This window comes from Pseudarthrobacter siccitolerans (assembly GCF_001046895.1).
GTDB lineage: Bacteria > Actinomycetota > Actinomycetes > Actinomycetales > Micrococcaceae > Arthrobacter > Arthrobacter siccitolerans.
The window spans coordinates 79,286-95,117 of the sequence record NZ_CAQI01000024.1; the positions used below are offsets into that span (position 1 = coordinate 79,286).

Consider the following 15,832-nt stretch of genomic DNA (forward strand, 5'->3'; position numbering starts at 1 on the left):
AACGGGCTGTACCCAGCCTAACCGCCCATTCTGCGGCTACGGCACAGCGACGGCGGGCGACTGGCGGGCGCGTCAGCTGGCGGGTGGTTCCGTGCGGAACTTGATCATTTTGTGGGTGCCGTCGCAGTACGGCTTGATCGCTGACGCGCCGCAGCGGCACAGCGCCACTGTCTGGCGCTGCCGCGGGACCGGGGCTCCGGACGGGGTCACGATCTCGAAATCGCCCCGGACAATCAGCGGGCCGTCGGGGCACACCACGATTGAACTTTCGGCGGGTTCCTGATTCATGGCTGCTCCTTGGGTGCGTGGTCGGGTTTCAAATAGTGGTGGGTGCCGAGCTTGCCGTGGTGCCGGCGCCGAAGCTCGGCTTCCGAGTGGGCCGCAATTTTGAGCCGCGTCCCGGCGTAGGGCACACCGCCGGCGAGCCGGAACCCCAGGGCAAGCCAGATGCAGGCGGCCCGCTCCAGGATCCACAGCGGCGCGAACAGGGTGGCGGGGAAGGGGAAAACCGCCGTTCCGGAGTGCCGCCGTCGTCCCGTCTCGGCGATCAGGACCGGCGCTGCCGCCAGTGCCAGGAGGGCGGTGCGACGGCGGCCGGCGGGAAGGCGGGCAGCGCAGGCGATCACCGGGAACAGGGCAAGTTCGGCCGCGAGGCGCCGGGGCTGGGTGAAGTCGTCGTAGGCCTGGCGCGTGCGCTGCTTGAGGAAGTGCCGGAACTTCGGCGGCCTGCGGGCCACAAAGAGGTCCGGCACGATTTTTTCGCAGCCGCCTGCCGCTTTGACGGTGCGGATCAGTTCAAGGTTCTCGAACAGCACCGGGTCGTAGCCGCCGGTAGCCATCAGCGCGCTCCTGCGCACGGCAAGAGTGCCGGGGTAGTCCGCAGACCACGCACGGTTGATCAGGGTCCGCGACGTATCCCACCACGCGTGCCAAGGCAGCGGATCAAAGTAGTTCTGCGGCCGCACAATGTCCGCCGAGCTGAGGTGATGGACGACGGCGGCGAGCGACTCGCGCGTGTAGCGCACGTCGTCGTCGGCGATCACCAGCAGTTCCGCCGTGGACGCGTATACGCCGGTCATGACGCCTGCCACCTTGCCATTACCGGCCGCGCTGTCGCCGCTGCCGCCACGGCCGCCGCCGGCGGGCTCGGGACGGATGTGGTGCACTCCGGGCGGAAAGGCGGCCCGGTGCCGCTCGAACAGGCCAGGGGCGGAGCCGTCCACCACAATGACGGGAATCCACTCAAGAAGCCGTCCGAGGTAGGCGGCCAGGTCCTGCAGCTCCGGATCCCGTTCCGACTCCTCCGTCCAGCGCAGGGGCAGGATGTACTCTGCGGACGGCCCCACCGACGGGGTGCTCATGCTGCTGCCGGTACGGCCGCCCTCAGTGAGGTCATTCCGTTTTCCCAGCTGGCCATGAGGTGTGCGGAAATCCTGCCGTCGATGGCCATCACCGCCGTCGCGCCGAACAGGACGTCCGCCAGCAGCCCGGGTTCAGCTTCCACCAGGCCACCGGCGAGGTCGCGCCCGGCGATCTGCTCGTGGACGGCGTCGGCCTCCACATGCTCGTCGAAGTAGCGGGTCACGTCGGCGTCGAAGCCGTGCCGCCGGAAGCCGTTTCCATACAGCCGGTTGGGCTGCGAGGAGGTCATCTCGTAAATGGCGAGGTGCCCGGTGATGGCTCCGCGGAGCCGCCGGTTCAACCCGAAAAGGGACATCATGTTCACCGCGGCGAGCGAGACGGCGGGGGCCGCGTCCACGTAGGCGCCGTACTGGTCATCCATGCCCAACCCCCGCATGGTGCGGGCAAACAGTGCGCTGTGCATGCGTTCGGGGCGTCCGCCGCCGTACTCGTCGGCCTGGATTTCCACAAGGGCAGCCTTGGGCCTGCCGGTGAGGCGGGGGATGGCCCAAGTGTGCGGATCCGCTTCCTTGAGCTGGTAGATGGACTTGTGGATCAGGAATTCCTTGAGCTGGTCCAGCGTCGCCTTCTTGGCCACAAAACGGGAGACGCTGGGCCCGGTATCGGTGGCAGCGAGGCCGAAGAGGATGTCCGCCACGGCATCGCTTGTCAGCTCCCCGACCGGCGGAACGTTGATCCCGCCGGCGGTGGAGGCGGCGGCAGCACGGAGCGCGGCCTCAAACGGCCGCTCCATCAGGCGGCGGACCTGGATCAGCCCCGGTTCCCACTCCCACTCATCACTGATGCCTTCCAGCCCGGAGTAGTGCAGTTCGTAGAGGCAGAAGAGGGCCAGCTGGACGTCGTCGTCACCAATGATGTCAGCGGATGCCGTCACGCGGGGTGCCGCCAGCAGGCGCAGTTCCTCGATGGCGGCGGCACCCTCGTCGCTGCCGGGCGTACAGGCGAGTGCCCGAAAGAGGGTGCTGGTGAGGGGACCTCGAGGTTCCGGGATCTTCATGATGCTCCTTTGGGCGGCATTGCTGCGTCGTCGACAGCGGGTTTCGGTGGTGGTCAGGTCTTGTTGTGCTCGTCGGCGTCGGTGCCCGGGTCCCGGGCCGCGCGGTCCCGGTCCCGACTGCCGGGAAAGGTCTTTGTGCCAGGAACGGTCTTGGGTGACAGCAGGACGGCAAGGGCGATCATGGCCAGTCCCAATGCGAGGTGCAGCCAGTTGTCCGCATTGTTCTCGGGAAGGAAGTTCGCCGGCAGGTCGTCGCCCATCAACAGGCCGTACAGCCAGAGGAACAGGTAAGCGACGCCCCCGTAGATGAGGAAATTCCGCCCCTGCCGGTGCGTCCTGGCCATCACGAGGCCCGCTATGCCAAACAAGAGGTGGATGGCGTTGTGCAGTACCGACACCTGGAAGATCCCGAACAGCTCTGCCTTGGAGCCGGGTCCGGCAAAGGCCAGGGAATCGAAATTGACGGTGATGCCCGGAATGAATCCCAGGATTCCAACCAGCAGGAAAACAGTGCCCGTGGCAAGGGTGGCCTTCTGCAGGCCCGTCCTCGCTTCGGTGCCGCGGGTGCTGACCGCCATAACCTGTACTCCTCTAAAGCCGGGAACAACATAGTAAGCATGATTACTAATAAAAGCTAAGCACGCTTCCTACCCTGCGTTTACGCGTCCGGGCTGTTCCAGGTATAGGGGTTGGCGTGGGCCCCGCCATGCCGGCCCTGCTCGTATCCCTGCTGCCAGGCCTTCCCGACGGCGGCCACAAGTTCGGCGAGCAGGGGATAGTAGGGGTGGTCCGGGCCAATATAGATCATCTCGTCCTCGGCTTTATCAACCGCCGCCCGCACCTGGTTTTCCTCACCAGGACCGCTCATGGACACCTCCTTGCCCCGGCATTATCCAGCTAAGAGAATGCGTCAGTCGGCGCCCATCGAGCCGAGGACTTCGCGCAGGGCCTGGACCACCATGTTGTGGTCCTGCACCTGGGGAAGCCCCGAAACAGTCACCGTGGCTACGGCACCCACCCCTGCCACGTAGACCGGGAAGGAGCCCCCGTGCGCCGCATACGTGGTCTGGTCGAACCAGCCCTGGTCCTCGATCCTGCCGCCGCGCAGCCGTCCGCGCAGCCCCACCAGCAGGGACGGGACCTCGTACCGTGCGGCGGTGCGTTGCTTGGCCCGGATCCAGAACTCATTGTCCGGAGTGGCGCCCGGAAGGGCCACATGGAACAGGACCTGGCCGCCCTTGGTGATGTCGATGGCGATGGGTAGCTGGTCCTCCTTGCCCAGTTCCACCAGCAGCAGTCCCAGGTTCAGTGCGTCGTCCATCGAAAACCGGGGAAACTGGAGCTCCCGGATTTCGCCCTCAATCCGCGCGATGAGCGCCTGCAGCGAGCCCTCCGGCTGGGTGGCATCAGAATCGGGATCGAACTCAGTCATATCCGGCGAAGTGGCAGTCATGGCCCACAATCTACCCCTCCTCCGGTGTAAACTGGACCACGCCCAGCAGGGCTATTTATCTACCCACAGAATCAATTAACGACAGGGGAGCGCCGCCGTCGGGCATCACTGGCCAAGCCAGGATCCGCAGGTGGGCGCTGAGAGTGCGGACAGCCGCAGACCCTCGAACCTGATCCGGTTAGTACCGGCGCAAGGGAGTCGAGTTCTCGAAGTCCGGCAACGGCAGTCAGTGCCCTTGCCGCACTTTCCCCTCCTGTTCCTCAGGAGGATCGCATGGCAACAACAGCAGTAAAGAAGACCACCACGAAATCCTGGCGCGTCGTGGACATCGTAGTGGCGGCCCTGATCGCCATCGCCGGCGGCGTCATCTTCTGGGCATGGTCCCAGGGAGCCGCGGCAGTCTCAGCCCCCATGAACGCCGTCTATCCGCCCCTGACCGGCCTGATCGCCGGCGGCTGGATGATCCCGGCGGTGCTGGGCATGCTCATCATCCGCAAGCCGGGCGCGGCGCTGTTCTGCGAAACCGTGGCCGCCACCGGCGAGCTGCTGATGGGTTCGCAGTACGGCGCCTCCGTGCTCTTCTCCGGCTTTGTCCAGGGCCTGGGCGCAGAGATCATCTTCGCCATCTTCGTGTACAGGAAGTTCAACCTGCCGGTGGCGCTGCTGGCCGGTGCCGGTGCGGGGCTGTTCTGCGGCCTGAACGACTCCTTCGCCCCGTGGGGCTGGAACATCGCCTACTCGGGCGGCGACAAGCTGGCGTACATCATCTTCACAGCCATCTCCGGAGCCATCATCGCCGGTGCCCTGTCCTGGATCGCCACGCGCGGCCTGGCGAAGACCGGTGTCCTGAGCTCGTTCGCCTCGCGCAAGGCAGCAACGGAGCCCGTCTTCTCCTGATGAGCGCTCCCTCCCATCACGGAGCGCCGGTTGCGGTGCGTCCGGCAGCCGTCAGCGCCCGCGGTTGGGGCTGGAGGCATGCCGGACGTGCCAAGCCTGCGGTCCGTGCCCTTGACCTGGACATCCAGCCGGGGGAGCGGGTGCTCCTGCTCGGTCCTTCCGGAGCGGGCAAGTCCACCCTTCTCCATGCCTTGGCGGGGGTCCTTGGCGACGTTAACGACGACGGCGAGGCCTCCGAATCCGACGAGACCGGTTCGCTCCTGGTTGACGGAACCTACCCCCGTGAGCAGCGCGGCCGCGCCGGCCTGATGCAGCAGGACCCCGAGACACAGGTGGTCCTCTCCCGGGTGGGTGACGACGTCGCCTTCGGCGCCGAGAACCTCGCCGTGCCGCGCGACGACATCTGGGCCCGCGTGCACGAGGCGCTGGACGACGTCGGCCTGTCACACCTGCCGCTGGACCATCCGACGTCGGCCCTGTCCGGCGGGCAGAAACAGCGGCTGGCGCTGGCCGGCATCCTTGCGATGCGGCCCGGGCTGGTTCTCCTCGACGAGCCGACCGCCAACCTGGATCCCGCAGGGGTGCTGGAGGTCCGCGACGCCGTGGCGCGTTGCGTGGACAAGACCGGGGCAACCCTGGTGGTGGTGGAGCACCGGGTGTCCGTGTGGAAGGACCTGGTGGACCGGATTGTGGTGCTGCAGCCCGGTTCGTCCACCGACCCCGCCGTGCTCCTGGACGGGCCGCCGGACCGCGTGCTCAACGAGGCCCGGAGCATGCTGGTCGCGGCCGGAGTCTGGGTGCACGGCTACCTGCCGGAGACCCGGCAGCGTGCGGCAGTGCCGGCTTCGGGGACGGGCGATCTTCTGCTTGCCGCCGAGCAACTGGCGGTCTCGCGTGAACGTGCCCGCCGTAAGGGGCTCCGAAAGCTGCCGCCGATGCCGGTGCAGCAGGACATCAGCGCGCAGGTCCGCGCCGGGCAGGCGCTCGCCATCACGGGCCCCAACGGGGCAGGAAAATCGACTTTTGCCCTGACACTTGCCGGTCTTTTGGAGCCCGTGGCCGGCAAGGTCTCCGCCACCCTGGCGCTTAGCCGGGGCGCCGGGATTGATCCTTACCAGTGGAAGGCGGAGCAGCTGATCGAGCGGGTGGGCACCGTTTTCCAGGAGCCCGAGCACCAGTTCGTTACGGGCAAGGTGCTGGATGAACTCCTGTTCGGCCCGCGGCACCTCGGCCACGGGACGGAGCGTGTGGACGAACTGCTGGAACGTTTGCGGCTGACGGAGCTCGTGGACGCCAATCCGTACACCCTTTCGGGCGGCGAAAAGCGCCGGCTTTCCGTGGCCACGGTCCTGGCCGCGCATCCCCAGGTCCTGGTTTTGGACGAGCCAACGTTCGGCCAGGACGCCAACACCTGGGCGGAGCTGGCCTCCTTCCTGACCGAGCTCCTCGACGCCGGCACTGCCGTGGTGTCGGTGACCCATGATGCCGAGTTCACGGCAGCCCTTGGCGGGACGGAGCTGCGGATGGCTGCGGCGCAGGCGGTCGCGTCATGAGGCAGGAGCTGAACCTGCAGGGAAACCATGCCCTGTTGACCCGGGCCAACCCCCTGAGCAAGTTCGCCGCCGTTTTCCTGGTGACCGCAGTGCTGGCGCTCTCCATCGACTGGGTGTCCGCTTCCGTGGCGCTCGCCTGTGAACTCCTGCTGTTTCCGCTCGCAGGGCTGACCCTCACGCTGCTCTGGCAGCGCGGCTGGCCGCTGATCATCGCAGCGGCCGTGGGCGGCTGGAGTACCTCCATCCTGGCACCGGACAGCGGAAAGACGCTGATCGACGTCGGCATCTGGACCATGAGCGAAGGCTCGCTGGAGCTGGGGGCGGGGTTTATGCTGCGCGGGCTGGCGATCGCGCTGCCCGCGGTGTTGCTGATGAGCTGCACAGACCCCACCGACCTCGCCGACGCGCTGGCGCAAAAGGCAAGGCTCCCGCACCGGTTCGTGCTGGGGACCTTGGCGGCCATGCGCCTGGTGGGACTGCTGGCTGAGGAATGGCAGACCATCGGGATGGCCCGCCGTGCCCGTGGTGTGGGCTCCCGTGGCAGCGTCCTGCAGCGGGTGAAGGCGACGCTGGGGCAAAGTTTCGGCCTGCTGGTCCAGGCCATCCGGCGCGCGTCGCGGCTGGCGGTAACCATGGAGGCCCGCGGTTTCGGCGGCGGAACACGGACCTGGGCGCGCGAGTCCACCTACAGCCGGTTGGATGCGTGGGTGCTGGGCGGCGGGGTGCTGATGGCGGGCGCTGCCTGTGCGGCTGCCGTGTGGGCGGGCACGTGGAACATGGTGTGGCTGGGGAGCTGACCGGGCTCAACCTGCCTCGTGTGCTGGTCAGTACGGGGTAACTGTCTCCGGGCTGCAGGTTGTGTCAGGAGCAGGAATAGTCGTAGTCGAACCCGCGGGACACGAACTGGGTGAGCGCGACGTCGCCGCCCGGCGTCAGCGGCGGATTGTTGCAGTTGCCCTTGGCGCCGGTGAGGGTGCGCGCCCCGGCCAGCCAGCTGGGCAGCCGGTACAGGTTGCTTGAGCTGCTGACGGTTCCCACGATCTGGCTCCACTGGGAGCCGGTCGAATAGATGCCCACTCCCTCGGCATCGATGCTGTTGAAAAAGTCGGTCATGCCCTCGAGGACTGCGCGGTTGGCATCCTTGTCCGTGGTGGACCAGCTGTTCCCGGTTTCCACGTCCAGCCACCAGACGTAACCGGAAGGGTTGCTGATGCCACGGATGTAGGCGTCATCCCAGGCTTTGGCGTAGCCGTACATGTAGGCGCAAGCCTTGCCGTAATCCCTGGCCTTGCAGGAGCCGTAGGGGTTATGGACCGGGGACCCGACGGGATACTCGTCACTGGTGGGCCACCATGAGCCGGCCTTGCCGGGGTTGGCCGTGTTGACATACAGGGAAACCTTTGGCTGCTCAGCGGCGCCGGATGAGCCTGCCGCCCATTTGAGCTGCTCAGTGAGGCAGGGGTTGGTGGTGTTGGCCAGGCCGTTATTGACACCCACGATTCCGAACGCCTGGCCTTTGGGAAGGTCCTTGCCGCACTGCGGCCAGGACACGTCATTGCCAAGGAGTGACTGCGTGCCCTCGCCCGGCGACGGCGCTGCGGCAGCTGGCCCAGCAGCCACCAGGAGCAGGGCCGCCAGCAGGAAAACAGCCCGGACGGCAAGCGATCGCGTACCCTGTAGTGTCCGCACCGCGCCACCTCCATGGTCACTGAAGGAAGAAGTCTTCCAAGTTTCCCCCGCATCAGGGCCTGGGGCAAGAATGCTGCAGCATTTCATTTCTATCGCATGTAGTGGGTAATGAGGCTTCCCGCACTGCCCATTCACCCCCTCAGGCTACGACATAACTCATTTATGATATATTTTCTGCATGACGCAGGAAACCACGGAACACGTTGCCGCCATGCTTCGGGATGCCCGGAGCGAGAAGGGCTGGACCCAGGGCCAGCTGGCCTCGGAGCTCGGCACCAGTCAGAGCGCCATTGCCAGAATGGAGCAGGGCAAGCAGAACCTGAGCCTGAAGATGATCCAGCGCCTGGAGACAATTTTCGGCAGAAGCATTGTCAACGTGGGAAAACCGCAGATGACGCACCTCCGCGTGGAGGGCGGACGCACCCTGTCCGGTGCAGTCGACGTCAACAGCAGCAAGAATGCCGGCGTCGCATTGCTGTGCGCCAGCCTCATCAACCGTGGCACCACTGTTCTTCGCCGCCTTGCCCGGATCGAGGAAGTCAACCGCATCGTGGAGGTCCTCACCAGCATCGGTGTCGAGTGCACCTGGCTCAACGACACTGACCTTCAGCTCCGCCGGCCGGATGTCCTGGACCTCGGCTCTATGGACGTGGAGGCAGCCCGCCGCACCCGCAGCGTCATCATGCTGCTGGGGCCGCTCCTGGATGAGTCCTCCGTCTACCGCCTTCCGTACGCCGGCGGCTGCGATCTCGGCACCCGCACCGTGGAGCCGCACATGCAGGCGCTGCGCCAGTTCGGTCTCAGCGTGGAAGCAACCCAGGGCTTCTACACCGTCCAGGCACCATCTGCCGATACCCGTGACCGTTCCTTTGTGCTGACCGAACGCGGCGATACCGTTACCGAGAACGCCATCATGGCAGCGGCGCACCGGGAGGGGACCACGGTGATCCGCAATGCCAGCCCCAACTACATGGTGCAGGACCTGTGCTTCTACCTGCAGATGCTCGGTGTAAGCATCGACGGCGTCGGCACCACCACGTTGAAGATCACCGGCCGTCCCATGATCAACGCCGAGATCGAATACTTCCCGTCCGAGGACCCCATCGAGGCCATGAGCCTCATCACCGCAGGAATCGTCACTAATTCCGAGGTGACCATCCGCCGGGTGCCCATCGAGTTCATGGAGATCGAACTCGCCACGCTGGAACAGATGGGCCAGCGGCTGGAAATATCGGGCGAATATATGGCCCGCAACGGCCGGACCCGGCTGGTGGATGTCACCACCAAGCCGTCCGAGCTGCGTGCTCCCGAGGACAAGATCCACCCCATGCCCTTCCCAGGCCTGAACATCGATAATCTCCCCTTCTTTGCCGTAATTGCTGCAAATGCGTCCGGCCAGACCATGATCCACGACTGGGTCTATGAGAACCGGGCCATCTACCTGACCGAGCTGAACCGGCTCGGGGCGCAGGTTCAACTGCTGGATCCGCACCGGATTTACGTCAACGGTCCTACCAAGTGGCGCGCGGCGGAGGTTGGCTGCCCGCCGGCCCTTCGCCCCGCGGCCTGCCTGTTGCTGGCAATGCTGGCGGCGAGGGGGGTATCCGAGCTGCGGAACATCTACGTTATCGAACGCGGTTATGAGGACCTGGCAGAGCGGCTCAACACCATCGGGGCCAGGGTGGAGTACTTCCAGGACTGACCATTCACGCTTCGTCATGAAGTGTTGAAGGCCCTCAAAAGGCGCTGCTCTGTCGCAGAATGTGAGTATGCGTACTTTCGGCGTCGAGGAAGAACTCCTGATCGTTGATCCGGAGAGCGGTGAACCGCTGGCCTTGGCTGATGCGCTGCTGTCCGGGCGGCGCATGGCAGCCGACGACGCCCCTGATGACCCCCATGCACTGGACAACCAGGACAAAACAGTCTTCGACGACGACGAGATGGGCCTAAGTGCCGAACTCAAGCTGGAGCAGATAGAGACGCAGACACGGCCTTGCCTGGAGTACGCGGAGCTGCTGGAGCAGATCCGGGCGGGGCGGGCGCTTGCGGACAATGCAGCCCGGAAGAACAACGCACGGGTGGCTGCCTTGGCTACGTCACCGCTCGGCTTGTCCAGCCACACCACTCCTGATCCCCGGTATGCCCGGATGCTGGAACGGTTTGGCTTGACTGCGCAGGAGCAATTGACCTGCGGCTTCCACGTCCACACCTACATCGAGTCGCATGATGAGGGCGTGGCAGTGCTGGACCGGATTCGCGACAAACTTGCCGTGCTGACTGCCCTCAGCGCGAATTCACCATTCTGGAACGGTTTGCAGACCGGCTTCGAAAGTTACCGTACACAGGCCTGGAACAGGTGGCCCACGGCGGGTCCGTCCGGAATCTTTGGGAACTACTCTGCGTACCGGAGGGTAGTGGCCCGGCTCCTGGACAGCGGCGTGATGCTGGATGAAGGGATGCTGTACTTCGACGCCCGCCTGTCACGCAACCATCCCACCGTGGAGGTAAGGGTTGCAGACGTTTGCCTCCGGGCGGAGGATGCCGCGCTGATCGCTGTCCTGGTGCGGGCTCTCGTAGAGACCGCCAGCCGTGAATGGCGCGACGGCGTGGATCCCGCTCCCGTGCCCACGGTACTTTTGCGGATGGCGTCATGGCAGGCAAGCAGTGCAGGCCTTGGCGGCGAACTCCTCGACTTTGGGACGTTCCGGCCGGCGCGTGCCGCGGATGTTGTGCGTTCACTGGTTGACTATCTTGCCCCGGTACTGCAGGAGCAGGGCGAACTTTCCTTGGCCCGGCAAGGGGTGGAGGACGTGATTGCGCGCGGAACAGGGGCAGCTGAACAGCGCCGTGTCCGGGACAGGACCCTGGCCGCCGTGGAACAAAATGACCTGGGTTTCGGCGCGGTCGTCAGGCACGCAGTGGAGGTCACCATGCGCGGGGCCCAGAATCTTTCTACGGCCGACGAGGCCCCGGAGCTGCTGCGGGTCAGGCAGTCCTAGCGGCAGACCTTATGGCAGGCCTCGGCAGTCCCAACGGCAGGCCTAACGAGAGGCCACAGGGGACTGAGGAGGATCCGCTGAGCCAGCGGTGCCACTCCTTGAACGGGTCTTGGGGCAGTTTCGGGGGTGGGCGTAGAAGTCGTCCCAGATGGGATCGTCGGGCGAAAAGTCGTGGGGATCCTCGAGGTTGTCATCGACTGGCTCTGCAAAGGGCGGGTTGAAGTCCGGGAAGTCCATGGATCCAGTCGATTCCGTTGCGGGTGGATCTTGCGCAGGCGTCAGGAATCCGGTCGCGTCGGTTGGTTGGGTCAGGAGTCCGGGTGGCCAGTGGAACGCCGCCCGATGCGCACGAGCCCCATCGCGGACCGGGCCGCCCCGGTCAGTTGGCTGGGTGAGCGGGTTTGACGTTCCTGAAGCCGTGTACGAAGTGATAAAGCACCCCGGCGAGAAAAGTGACGACGGCGAGAACGCCGAACATGCCGCGGAAGCCGGTCAGCGGCAGCAGCACACCGAGAACGAGCGGACCGACTCCGAAACCGGTTTCCATCACCACGAAGAACGTCGACGTTGCGACGCCGATCCGGTTCCGGGGTGAAGTGGTGACGGCGATAGCCTGCGCGCTCGGCAACAGACTGCCGAAGCCGAAGCCCATGAACACGGCGGAGAGCACCACAACGAACCAGTCGGGTGAGATCCCGAGAAGGCCGAGGCCAACAGCGAAGGAGAACAACGCCGGGTAGATCGCGGCATTGTCACCGAGACGATCCTGCATCCGGCCGACGAAGAGGCGTGAGATGAGCGTGACGGTTGCGTAGACGAGAAAGAACGCGCTGGCCGCCACGACCATGTTCTCTGCCTGGGCGAAGGAGTTGAGGAATGTCAGCACCCCGGAGAAGCCGATCGCCGCGACGAACATAACGCTGCCCATCGCCAGCGCCGCCGGCTCGAACATGTCGATGGGGCGCATGCGCCACTTGTTGGCGGCCTGTTCCGGCGTCGGCTGATGTTCAGGCAGACGCAAGAACAGGGCGAGGATCAGCCCAACTGCCGCAGACGCCGAGCTCACGGCGAACACCGCCTCGTACGTCACCGAGTCAATGAGCAGGACAGCGAGAAATGGCCCGATGGCATTGGCCAGGGTGGCCGAAATACCGAAGTACCCGAGTCCCTCGCCGCGCCGTAGGACCGGGATCAGCGAGATGATGGATGCCGCGAGGACCGTGCTCGACGCACCTAATGTCATCCCGTGGACAGTCCGGATCACCACCAGCAGCATGAGGTTGTCCGCCGGAATATAGAGAATTCCGGCGATGACGAACACGACCAGCGCGATCAGAAGCATCCGCCGTCTCCCGACGAAGTCCAGGAATTTGCCGGCGAAGATGCGGGCAAAGACCGCGCCGAGAACAAAGCAGCTCGCCGTGAGGCCGGCTGCGGACTGGGAAGCGTTGAACTGCTCAACAGCGAAGAGCGCCATCATCGTCATCAGCAGGTAGAAAACCAGGGTGATGCAGAAATTGACAGCGGAAGCGAGGACGAAGCCTGTTGACCACAGCTTCGGTTCACCCTTTGCCACGCCTGCACCCTTCCGCCGGAAGTCCGCGTCACCGGAGGTGGTGAGCGGAGTGCCAGCTTACATGATCCCGGGCCGGAAATTGGATTCGAACCCAATACTTCTTTGCATACGATGCCTAATTGGCTTGGCTGAGCCGATTACCGCTGATACGTGGGACGTAGCAGTCTGTTGATGTGGGACGAGTAGATTCCGCCTGCGGTTATGGTTTTCAGGAAGAATGGCGCTATGCCGCAGATGAACAGAAATGACGTGCTCGGTGCGTCAAGACCCCTAATCTCGAACGACTGGGATTGGCCCGTGCACGGGCTTCGCCACCCACCCGCTGATGGTACAAGTGGGTGGTACGTCTGGACGGGCGAACTTTTGGCGGATGATGACTTTTCCAGCCTTGGCACACGTCAGCTGCATTATGCCCAGCCGAACGGTAATTGCTATATCAGGACCTTCAGGCTCTAGCGTCAGTTGTCGAGGGCCACGTCACGCTACGGGAAATGTTTTCGATTCCTGTTCGCGGAATAGTGCAATCATCTCGGCCGCGCCGGCGCGGAAATCGGTCTGCGGTATCACGCCCAGATCGCGTTGAGCCGCACTGCCGTCGACTAGCGCCGTGTCCCAACCTCCGGAAGGAGCTTCGTGAGAGATGCGTGCACCAGGAATCAACTCTTGAAGTGTGTTAATGACATCCTGCCAAGTGATCGTGTCCACTACTGGGGCGTTGTAGAGCGACAGCGGTGTGGAGGGGCCGACCATAGCCGCCACAAAGGCGCGGGCCATGTCAGCGTTGTAGATCAGCTGGATCCGACTCGACAAATCCTTGGTCATGTTCAATACCGTGGGGCGGCCGAGTGCCACGTCACGGATCATTGAGTTAAAGCCCCCCATACCACCCGTGTAGCGGCCCATCCCGTATGCGAGAACAGGCCGGATACCTACTACATCCAGGCCGTAAAGATTCCGATAGGCGTCAGCGGTAATTTCAACAGTTCGCTTGCTGGCGCCGTACAGATGCATCGGTGAAGCGGGTGAATTCTCCGTTGCCAGCGAGTCTCCATACATCCCCTGGGGTCCCAAGACGGAGACAGTGCTGGCGTAGCAAACGCGCTCCATGTCGAGGGCTACAGCAGTATCCAGAACATTTCCCGAACCAATGATGTTCACGTGGATTGTACGCATCGGATTCGCATTGGACTCAACCGCCAGGTATGCGGCCAGATGCAGCACTCGAGTGACATTTTCGCGTCGAGCGAGTTTCATCAAGAAGGAGAGATCAGTAATGTCACCCTCTATCACCACAACATCGTCAATGACATCCGCGATATTGGCCCTGTTGACTTTGAAGTCCAGCACGACTACCCGATGGCCTAGTCCTACAAGCTGTCGAACGACTTCCGCACCGATCTGCCCAGTGCCACCCGTAACGAGAATACTGTTCGTCACCTAGAGCCTCCCTTGCTGTATGCAGAAACTGCCACTCGGTAGCACCCCGTCAATTCGATTCGATACGGCGATGGACTCATGCTTCATTCGCGCTCAATTTTGTAAGGAACCGTTCACCGTTGACATTTCCTGTCGAGGGCCGGTTATCAGCCTGACACAGTCGCCGCAAGAGTCAGCGGCCAGGGGCGACGACCAAGACGATACGCAGCGCTGGATACGATGTCAATCTTTTCCGCCAAGCTAATGCGGTCGACCGACGCATCCTGAATGGGGCCCTTGGGATCAACGGCATGGGGCTGCGGAAACTCTGCTCGTTTTACCCGCCGATCGCCTCCGTCGGTGGCTTTTTACCCCGTCACCGGCAATGACAGCAGCCGACTAAAAGACCAGGACCTGAAGGACGAAAGCGCGTCTGCCGCGGACTACGGCTCAGCAGAACGCCAAGAAGCATTCGCCGCGTCCTGGCCACGACGGGCGCCAACGAAACCCAAGTCAAAGGGCGGGCCGCCGCAGAGCGAAGCGAGGGCACACACCCCAGTGCAGCCGTGACCATGGGCAAAGGCGCAGCCAAAGCCAGAAAGACCCATACCGGGGCCGCAGTGGGCGCTGAACGAGGTAAAAGCGGACCCAGCCGCTAGGCCAGCTCTGAGAGGGAACGGCCGGGCCATGTCGGTGCAGTGTCTGCACAATGCAGCAGTTCGCATCGGATACCCGTGGGCAAGGTACCGACCCTATTCTGACGCTCTTTTCCTTGCTGCCTGACGTCAGGTTGGGGTGTTCCCTAGCCTGACGAGTGGCCGAGGGACTTTGCTTCGCAGACGCCCACCGGTGAACGAAGACTTTGAGCCGGCGGTCTTCCGAGGCCCCGGGACCGTTCGTCTAGAAGTTTCCAGCCACATCGACGTCCTTTCCGTATGCAATACCGAGGATGGTCGGTTGCTGCCCCCGGCTCACGGCAACGTCCACCTTCAATTGATGGATTTGTCCTCTAGTACAACTTCTTCAACTATATTGACCACTGGTTACGTCGATTTCCCAGCATATGAAGGCTCAAGGCTTCGCGGCGTGAGTACGATGACTGCGGCTGCGGTTAGAAGCGTTAGCCCTGCTAGGACTGGGCCTCGCTGCTTGTCGCACGGCCGACTGGGGCTGATCTGATCGACGCCCACCCCCAGGCTGGCAGAAGAGATATTGACAAGAGATCTAGATCACTTTACCGTTCTATATTGAGCGCTCAAATTGTGGCGCTCACAAGTTTGCTGGCCACTGAACGCTCGAACTGCACGCGCAGAAGCTTGTTGCGCCATTGACTCAAAAATGATGACTCCAGAGATTTCTGGGTCCAAAAACACAGGTGGTCAAAGATGACACAATCTCTATCGGCCGAGGCTCGTGCCGGTCGGTTCACATCGTTAGTTGCACTGGTCTTGCTCGGCGGTGTAACCGTGGACATTCAGTGGGGCACTCTCCCTCCGCTGGTGGGGGTGATGGCGGCTGAGTCCGGCCTGTCTGGGTCGGAAATCGGGTGGGTCCTTAACGCCATGATGGTCGGCAGTGCCATCTCTGTTGGCCTTACTGCACGTATGGGTGACATCTATGGGCATCGCAAGGTCCTTATCACGCTGACCGTCCTGGCTCTGCTGGGATGCGCGTTGGCTGCGACAGGTGATGGTTTTTGGCCTCTTGTAGCGGGCCGGTTCCTTTTGGGTTTCGCTGTTACCCTCCCACTGAGCTGGGGACTCCTGCGGCCACGTGCTACTGCACGCCAAGTCCGGATTGTTTCATTGGGGCTCTCGCTCGTGATGGCGG

At 63.7% G+C, this 15,832-nt stretch carries 16 protein-coding genes and 1 riboswitch; of the genes, 7 read left to right on the forward strand and 9 right to left on the reverse strand.

From position 1 onward, the window contains the following. Window positions 1-72: 72 nt before the first annotated feature. The 6 genes from ARTSIC4J27_RS00405 to ARTSIC4J27_RS00430 all read right to left on the reverse strand — a co-directional run bounded on the left by ARTSIC4J27_RS00405 (window position 73) and on the right by ARTSIC4J27_RS00430 (window position 3,872). Window positions 73-288, reverse strand: a complete 216-nt coding sequence (locus ARTSIC4J27_RS00405) for a CDGSH iron-sulfur domain-containing protein (RefSeq protein ID WP_050053232.1) — start codon at window positions 286-288, stop codon at window positions 73-75. Continuing rightward, complete coding sequence (locus ARTSIC4J27_RS00410) at window positions 285-1,361, reverse strand: glycosyltransferase (RefSeq protein ID WP_050053233.1); 1,077 nt, start codon at window positions 1,359-1,361, stop codon at window positions 285-287. The genes ARTSIC4J27_RS00405 and ARTSIC4J27_RS00410 overlap by 4 nt, the downstream gene beginning before the upstream one ends. Then, window positions 1,358-2,419: an iron-containing redox enzyme family protein gene (locus tag ARTSIC4J27_RS00415; protein ID WP_050053234.1), complete on the reverse strand. Its 1,062-nt coding sequence runs from the start codon at window positions 2,417-2,419 to the stop codon at window positions 1,358-1,360. The genes ARTSIC4J27_RS00410 and ARTSIC4J27_RS00415 overlap by 4 nt, the downstream gene beginning before the upstream one ends. Window positions 2,420-2,472: 53 nt before the next feature. Further along, window positions 2,473-2,997, reverse strand: a complete 525-nt coding sequence (locus ARTSIC4J27_RS00420) for a DUF4383 domain-containing protein (RefSeq protein WP_050053235.1) — start codon at window positions 2,995-2,997, stop codon at window positions 2,473-2,475. An 80-nt stretch (window positions 2,998-3,077) separates the two neighbouring features. After that, window positions 3,078-3,287, reverse strand: coding sequence for a hypothetical protein (locus tag ARTSIC4J27_RS00425; RefSeq protein ID WP_050053236.1), 210 nt, complete (start codon window positions 3,285-3,287; stop codon window positions 3,078-3,080). Between the two features lie 42 nt (window positions 3,288-3,329). Next, a complete protein-coding gene (locus tag ARTSIC4J27_RS00430) occupies window positions 3,330-3,872 on the reverse strand; it encodes a heme-degrading domain-containing protein (protein WP_083435223.1) in 543 nt (180 codons plus the stop codon). Window positions 3,873-3,945: 73 nt separating this feature from the next. Further along, window positions 3,946-4,086: riboswitch (TPP riboswitch) on the forward strand. Window positions 4,087-4,145: 59 nt separating this feature from the next. Here ARTSIC4J27_RS00430 and ARTSIC4J27_RS00435 point away from each other — a divergent pair. The 3 genes from ARTSIC4J27_RS00435 to ARTSIC4J27_RS00445 are packed head-to-tail and all read left to right on the forward strand — an operon-like array spanning window position 4,146 to window position 7,119. Beyond that, window positions 4,146-4,769 (forward strand): ECF transporter S component, encoded by a 624-nt coding sequence (locus ARTSIC4J27_RS00435; protein ID WP_050053237.1) that lies wholly within the window; start codon window positions 4,146-4,148, stop codon window positions 4,767-4,769. After that, window positions 4,769-6,322 carry an ABC transporter ATP-binding protein gene (locus ARTSIC4J27_RS00440; RefSeq protein WP_050053238.1) on the forward strand — a complete coding sequence of 518 codons (1,554 nt, stop codon included), beginning with the start codon at window positions 4,769-4,771 and terminating at the stop codon, window positions 6,320-6,322. Before ARTSIC4J27_RS00435 ends, ARTSIC4J27_RS00440 begins: the two co-directional genes overlap by 1 nt. Then, window positions 6,319-7,119, forward strand: coding sequence for an energy-coupling factor transporter transmembrane component T family protein (locus ARTSIC4J27_RS00445; protein ID WP_050053239.1), 801 nt, complete (start codon window positions 6,319-6,321; stop codon window positions 7,117-7,119). Before ARTSIC4J27_RS00440 ends, ARTSIC4J27_RS00445 begins: the two co-directional genes overlap by 4 nt. A gap of 64 nt (window positions 7,120-7,183) precedes the next feature. Here the strand turns inward: ARTSIC4J27_RS00445 and ARTSIC4J27_RS00450 are convergent, their stop codons facing one another. After that, window positions 7,184-8,011, reverse strand: a complete 828-nt coding sequence (locus ARTSIC4J27_RS00450; protein WP_050053240.1) for a glycoside hydrolase family 25 domain-containing protein — start codon at window positions 8,009-8,011, stop codon at window positions 7,184-7,186. A gap of 178 nt (window positions 8,012-8,189) precedes the next feature. Here ARTSIC4J27_RS00450 and ARTSIC4J27_RS00455 point away from each other — a divergent pair, with 178 nt between their 5' ends. Both ARTSIC4J27_RS00455 and ARTSIC4J27_RS00460 read left to right on the forward strand, forming a co-directional pair. Next, the gene (locus ARTSIC4J27_RS00455) at window positions 8,190-9,713 is read left to right on the forward strand and encodes a UDP-N-acetylglucosamine 1-carboxyvinyltransferase (protein ID WP_050053241.1); all 1,524 of its coding nucleotides are present in this window, start codon (window positions 8,190-8,192) and stop codon (window positions 9,711-9,713) included. Between the two features lie 67 nt (window positions 9,714-9,780). Continuing rightward, the gene (locus ARTSIC4J27_RS00460; protein WP_050053242.1) at window positions 9,781-11,010 is read left to right on the forward strand and encodes a glutamate--cysteine ligase 2; all 1,230 of its coding nucleotides are present in this window, start codon (window positions 9,781-9,783) and stop codon (window positions 11,008-11,010) included. A 379-nt stretch (window positions 11,011-11,389) separates the two neighbouring features. Here the strand turns inward: ARTSIC4J27_RS00460 and ARTSIC4J27_RS00465 are convergent, their stop codons facing one another. After that, window positions 11,390-12,586 (reverse strand): MFS transporter, encoded by a 1,197-nt coding sequence (locus tag ARTSIC4J27_RS00465; protein WP_050053243.1) that lies wholly within the window; start codon window positions 12,584-12,586, stop codon window positions 11,390-11,392. Window positions 12,587-12,820: 234 nt separating this feature from the next. Between ARTSIC4J27_RS00465 and ARTSIC4J27_RS23640 the strand changes: the two genes are divergently transcribed. Further along, window positions 12,821-13,042 (forward strand): immunity protein Imm33 domain-containing protein, encoded by a 222-nt coding sequence (locus ARTSIC4J27_RS23640; RefSeq protein ID WP_456107064.1) that lies wholly within the window; start codon window positions 12,821-12,823, stop codon window positions 13,040-13,042. Between the two features lie 21 nt (window positions 13,043-13,063). Here ARTSIC4J27_RS23640 and ARTSIC4J27_RS00470 read toward each other — a convergent pair whose 3' ends face one another. Then, on the reverse strand, window positions 13,064-14,023 hold the full coding sequence (locus ARTSIC4J27_RS00470) for an NAD-dependent epimerase/dehydratase family protein (RefSeq protein ID WP_083435224.1): 960 nt from the start codon (window positions 14,021-14,023) through the stop codon (window positions 13,064-13,066). Between the two features lie 1,364 nt (window positions 14,024-15,387). Here ARTSIC4J27_RS00470 and ARTSIC4J27_RS21950 point away from each other — a divergent pair. Continuing rightward, a partial coding sequence (locus ARTSIC4J27_RS21950) for an MFS transporter (protein ID WP_152683725.1) occupies window positions 15,388-15,832 on the forward strand: 445 nt, incomplete at its 3' end.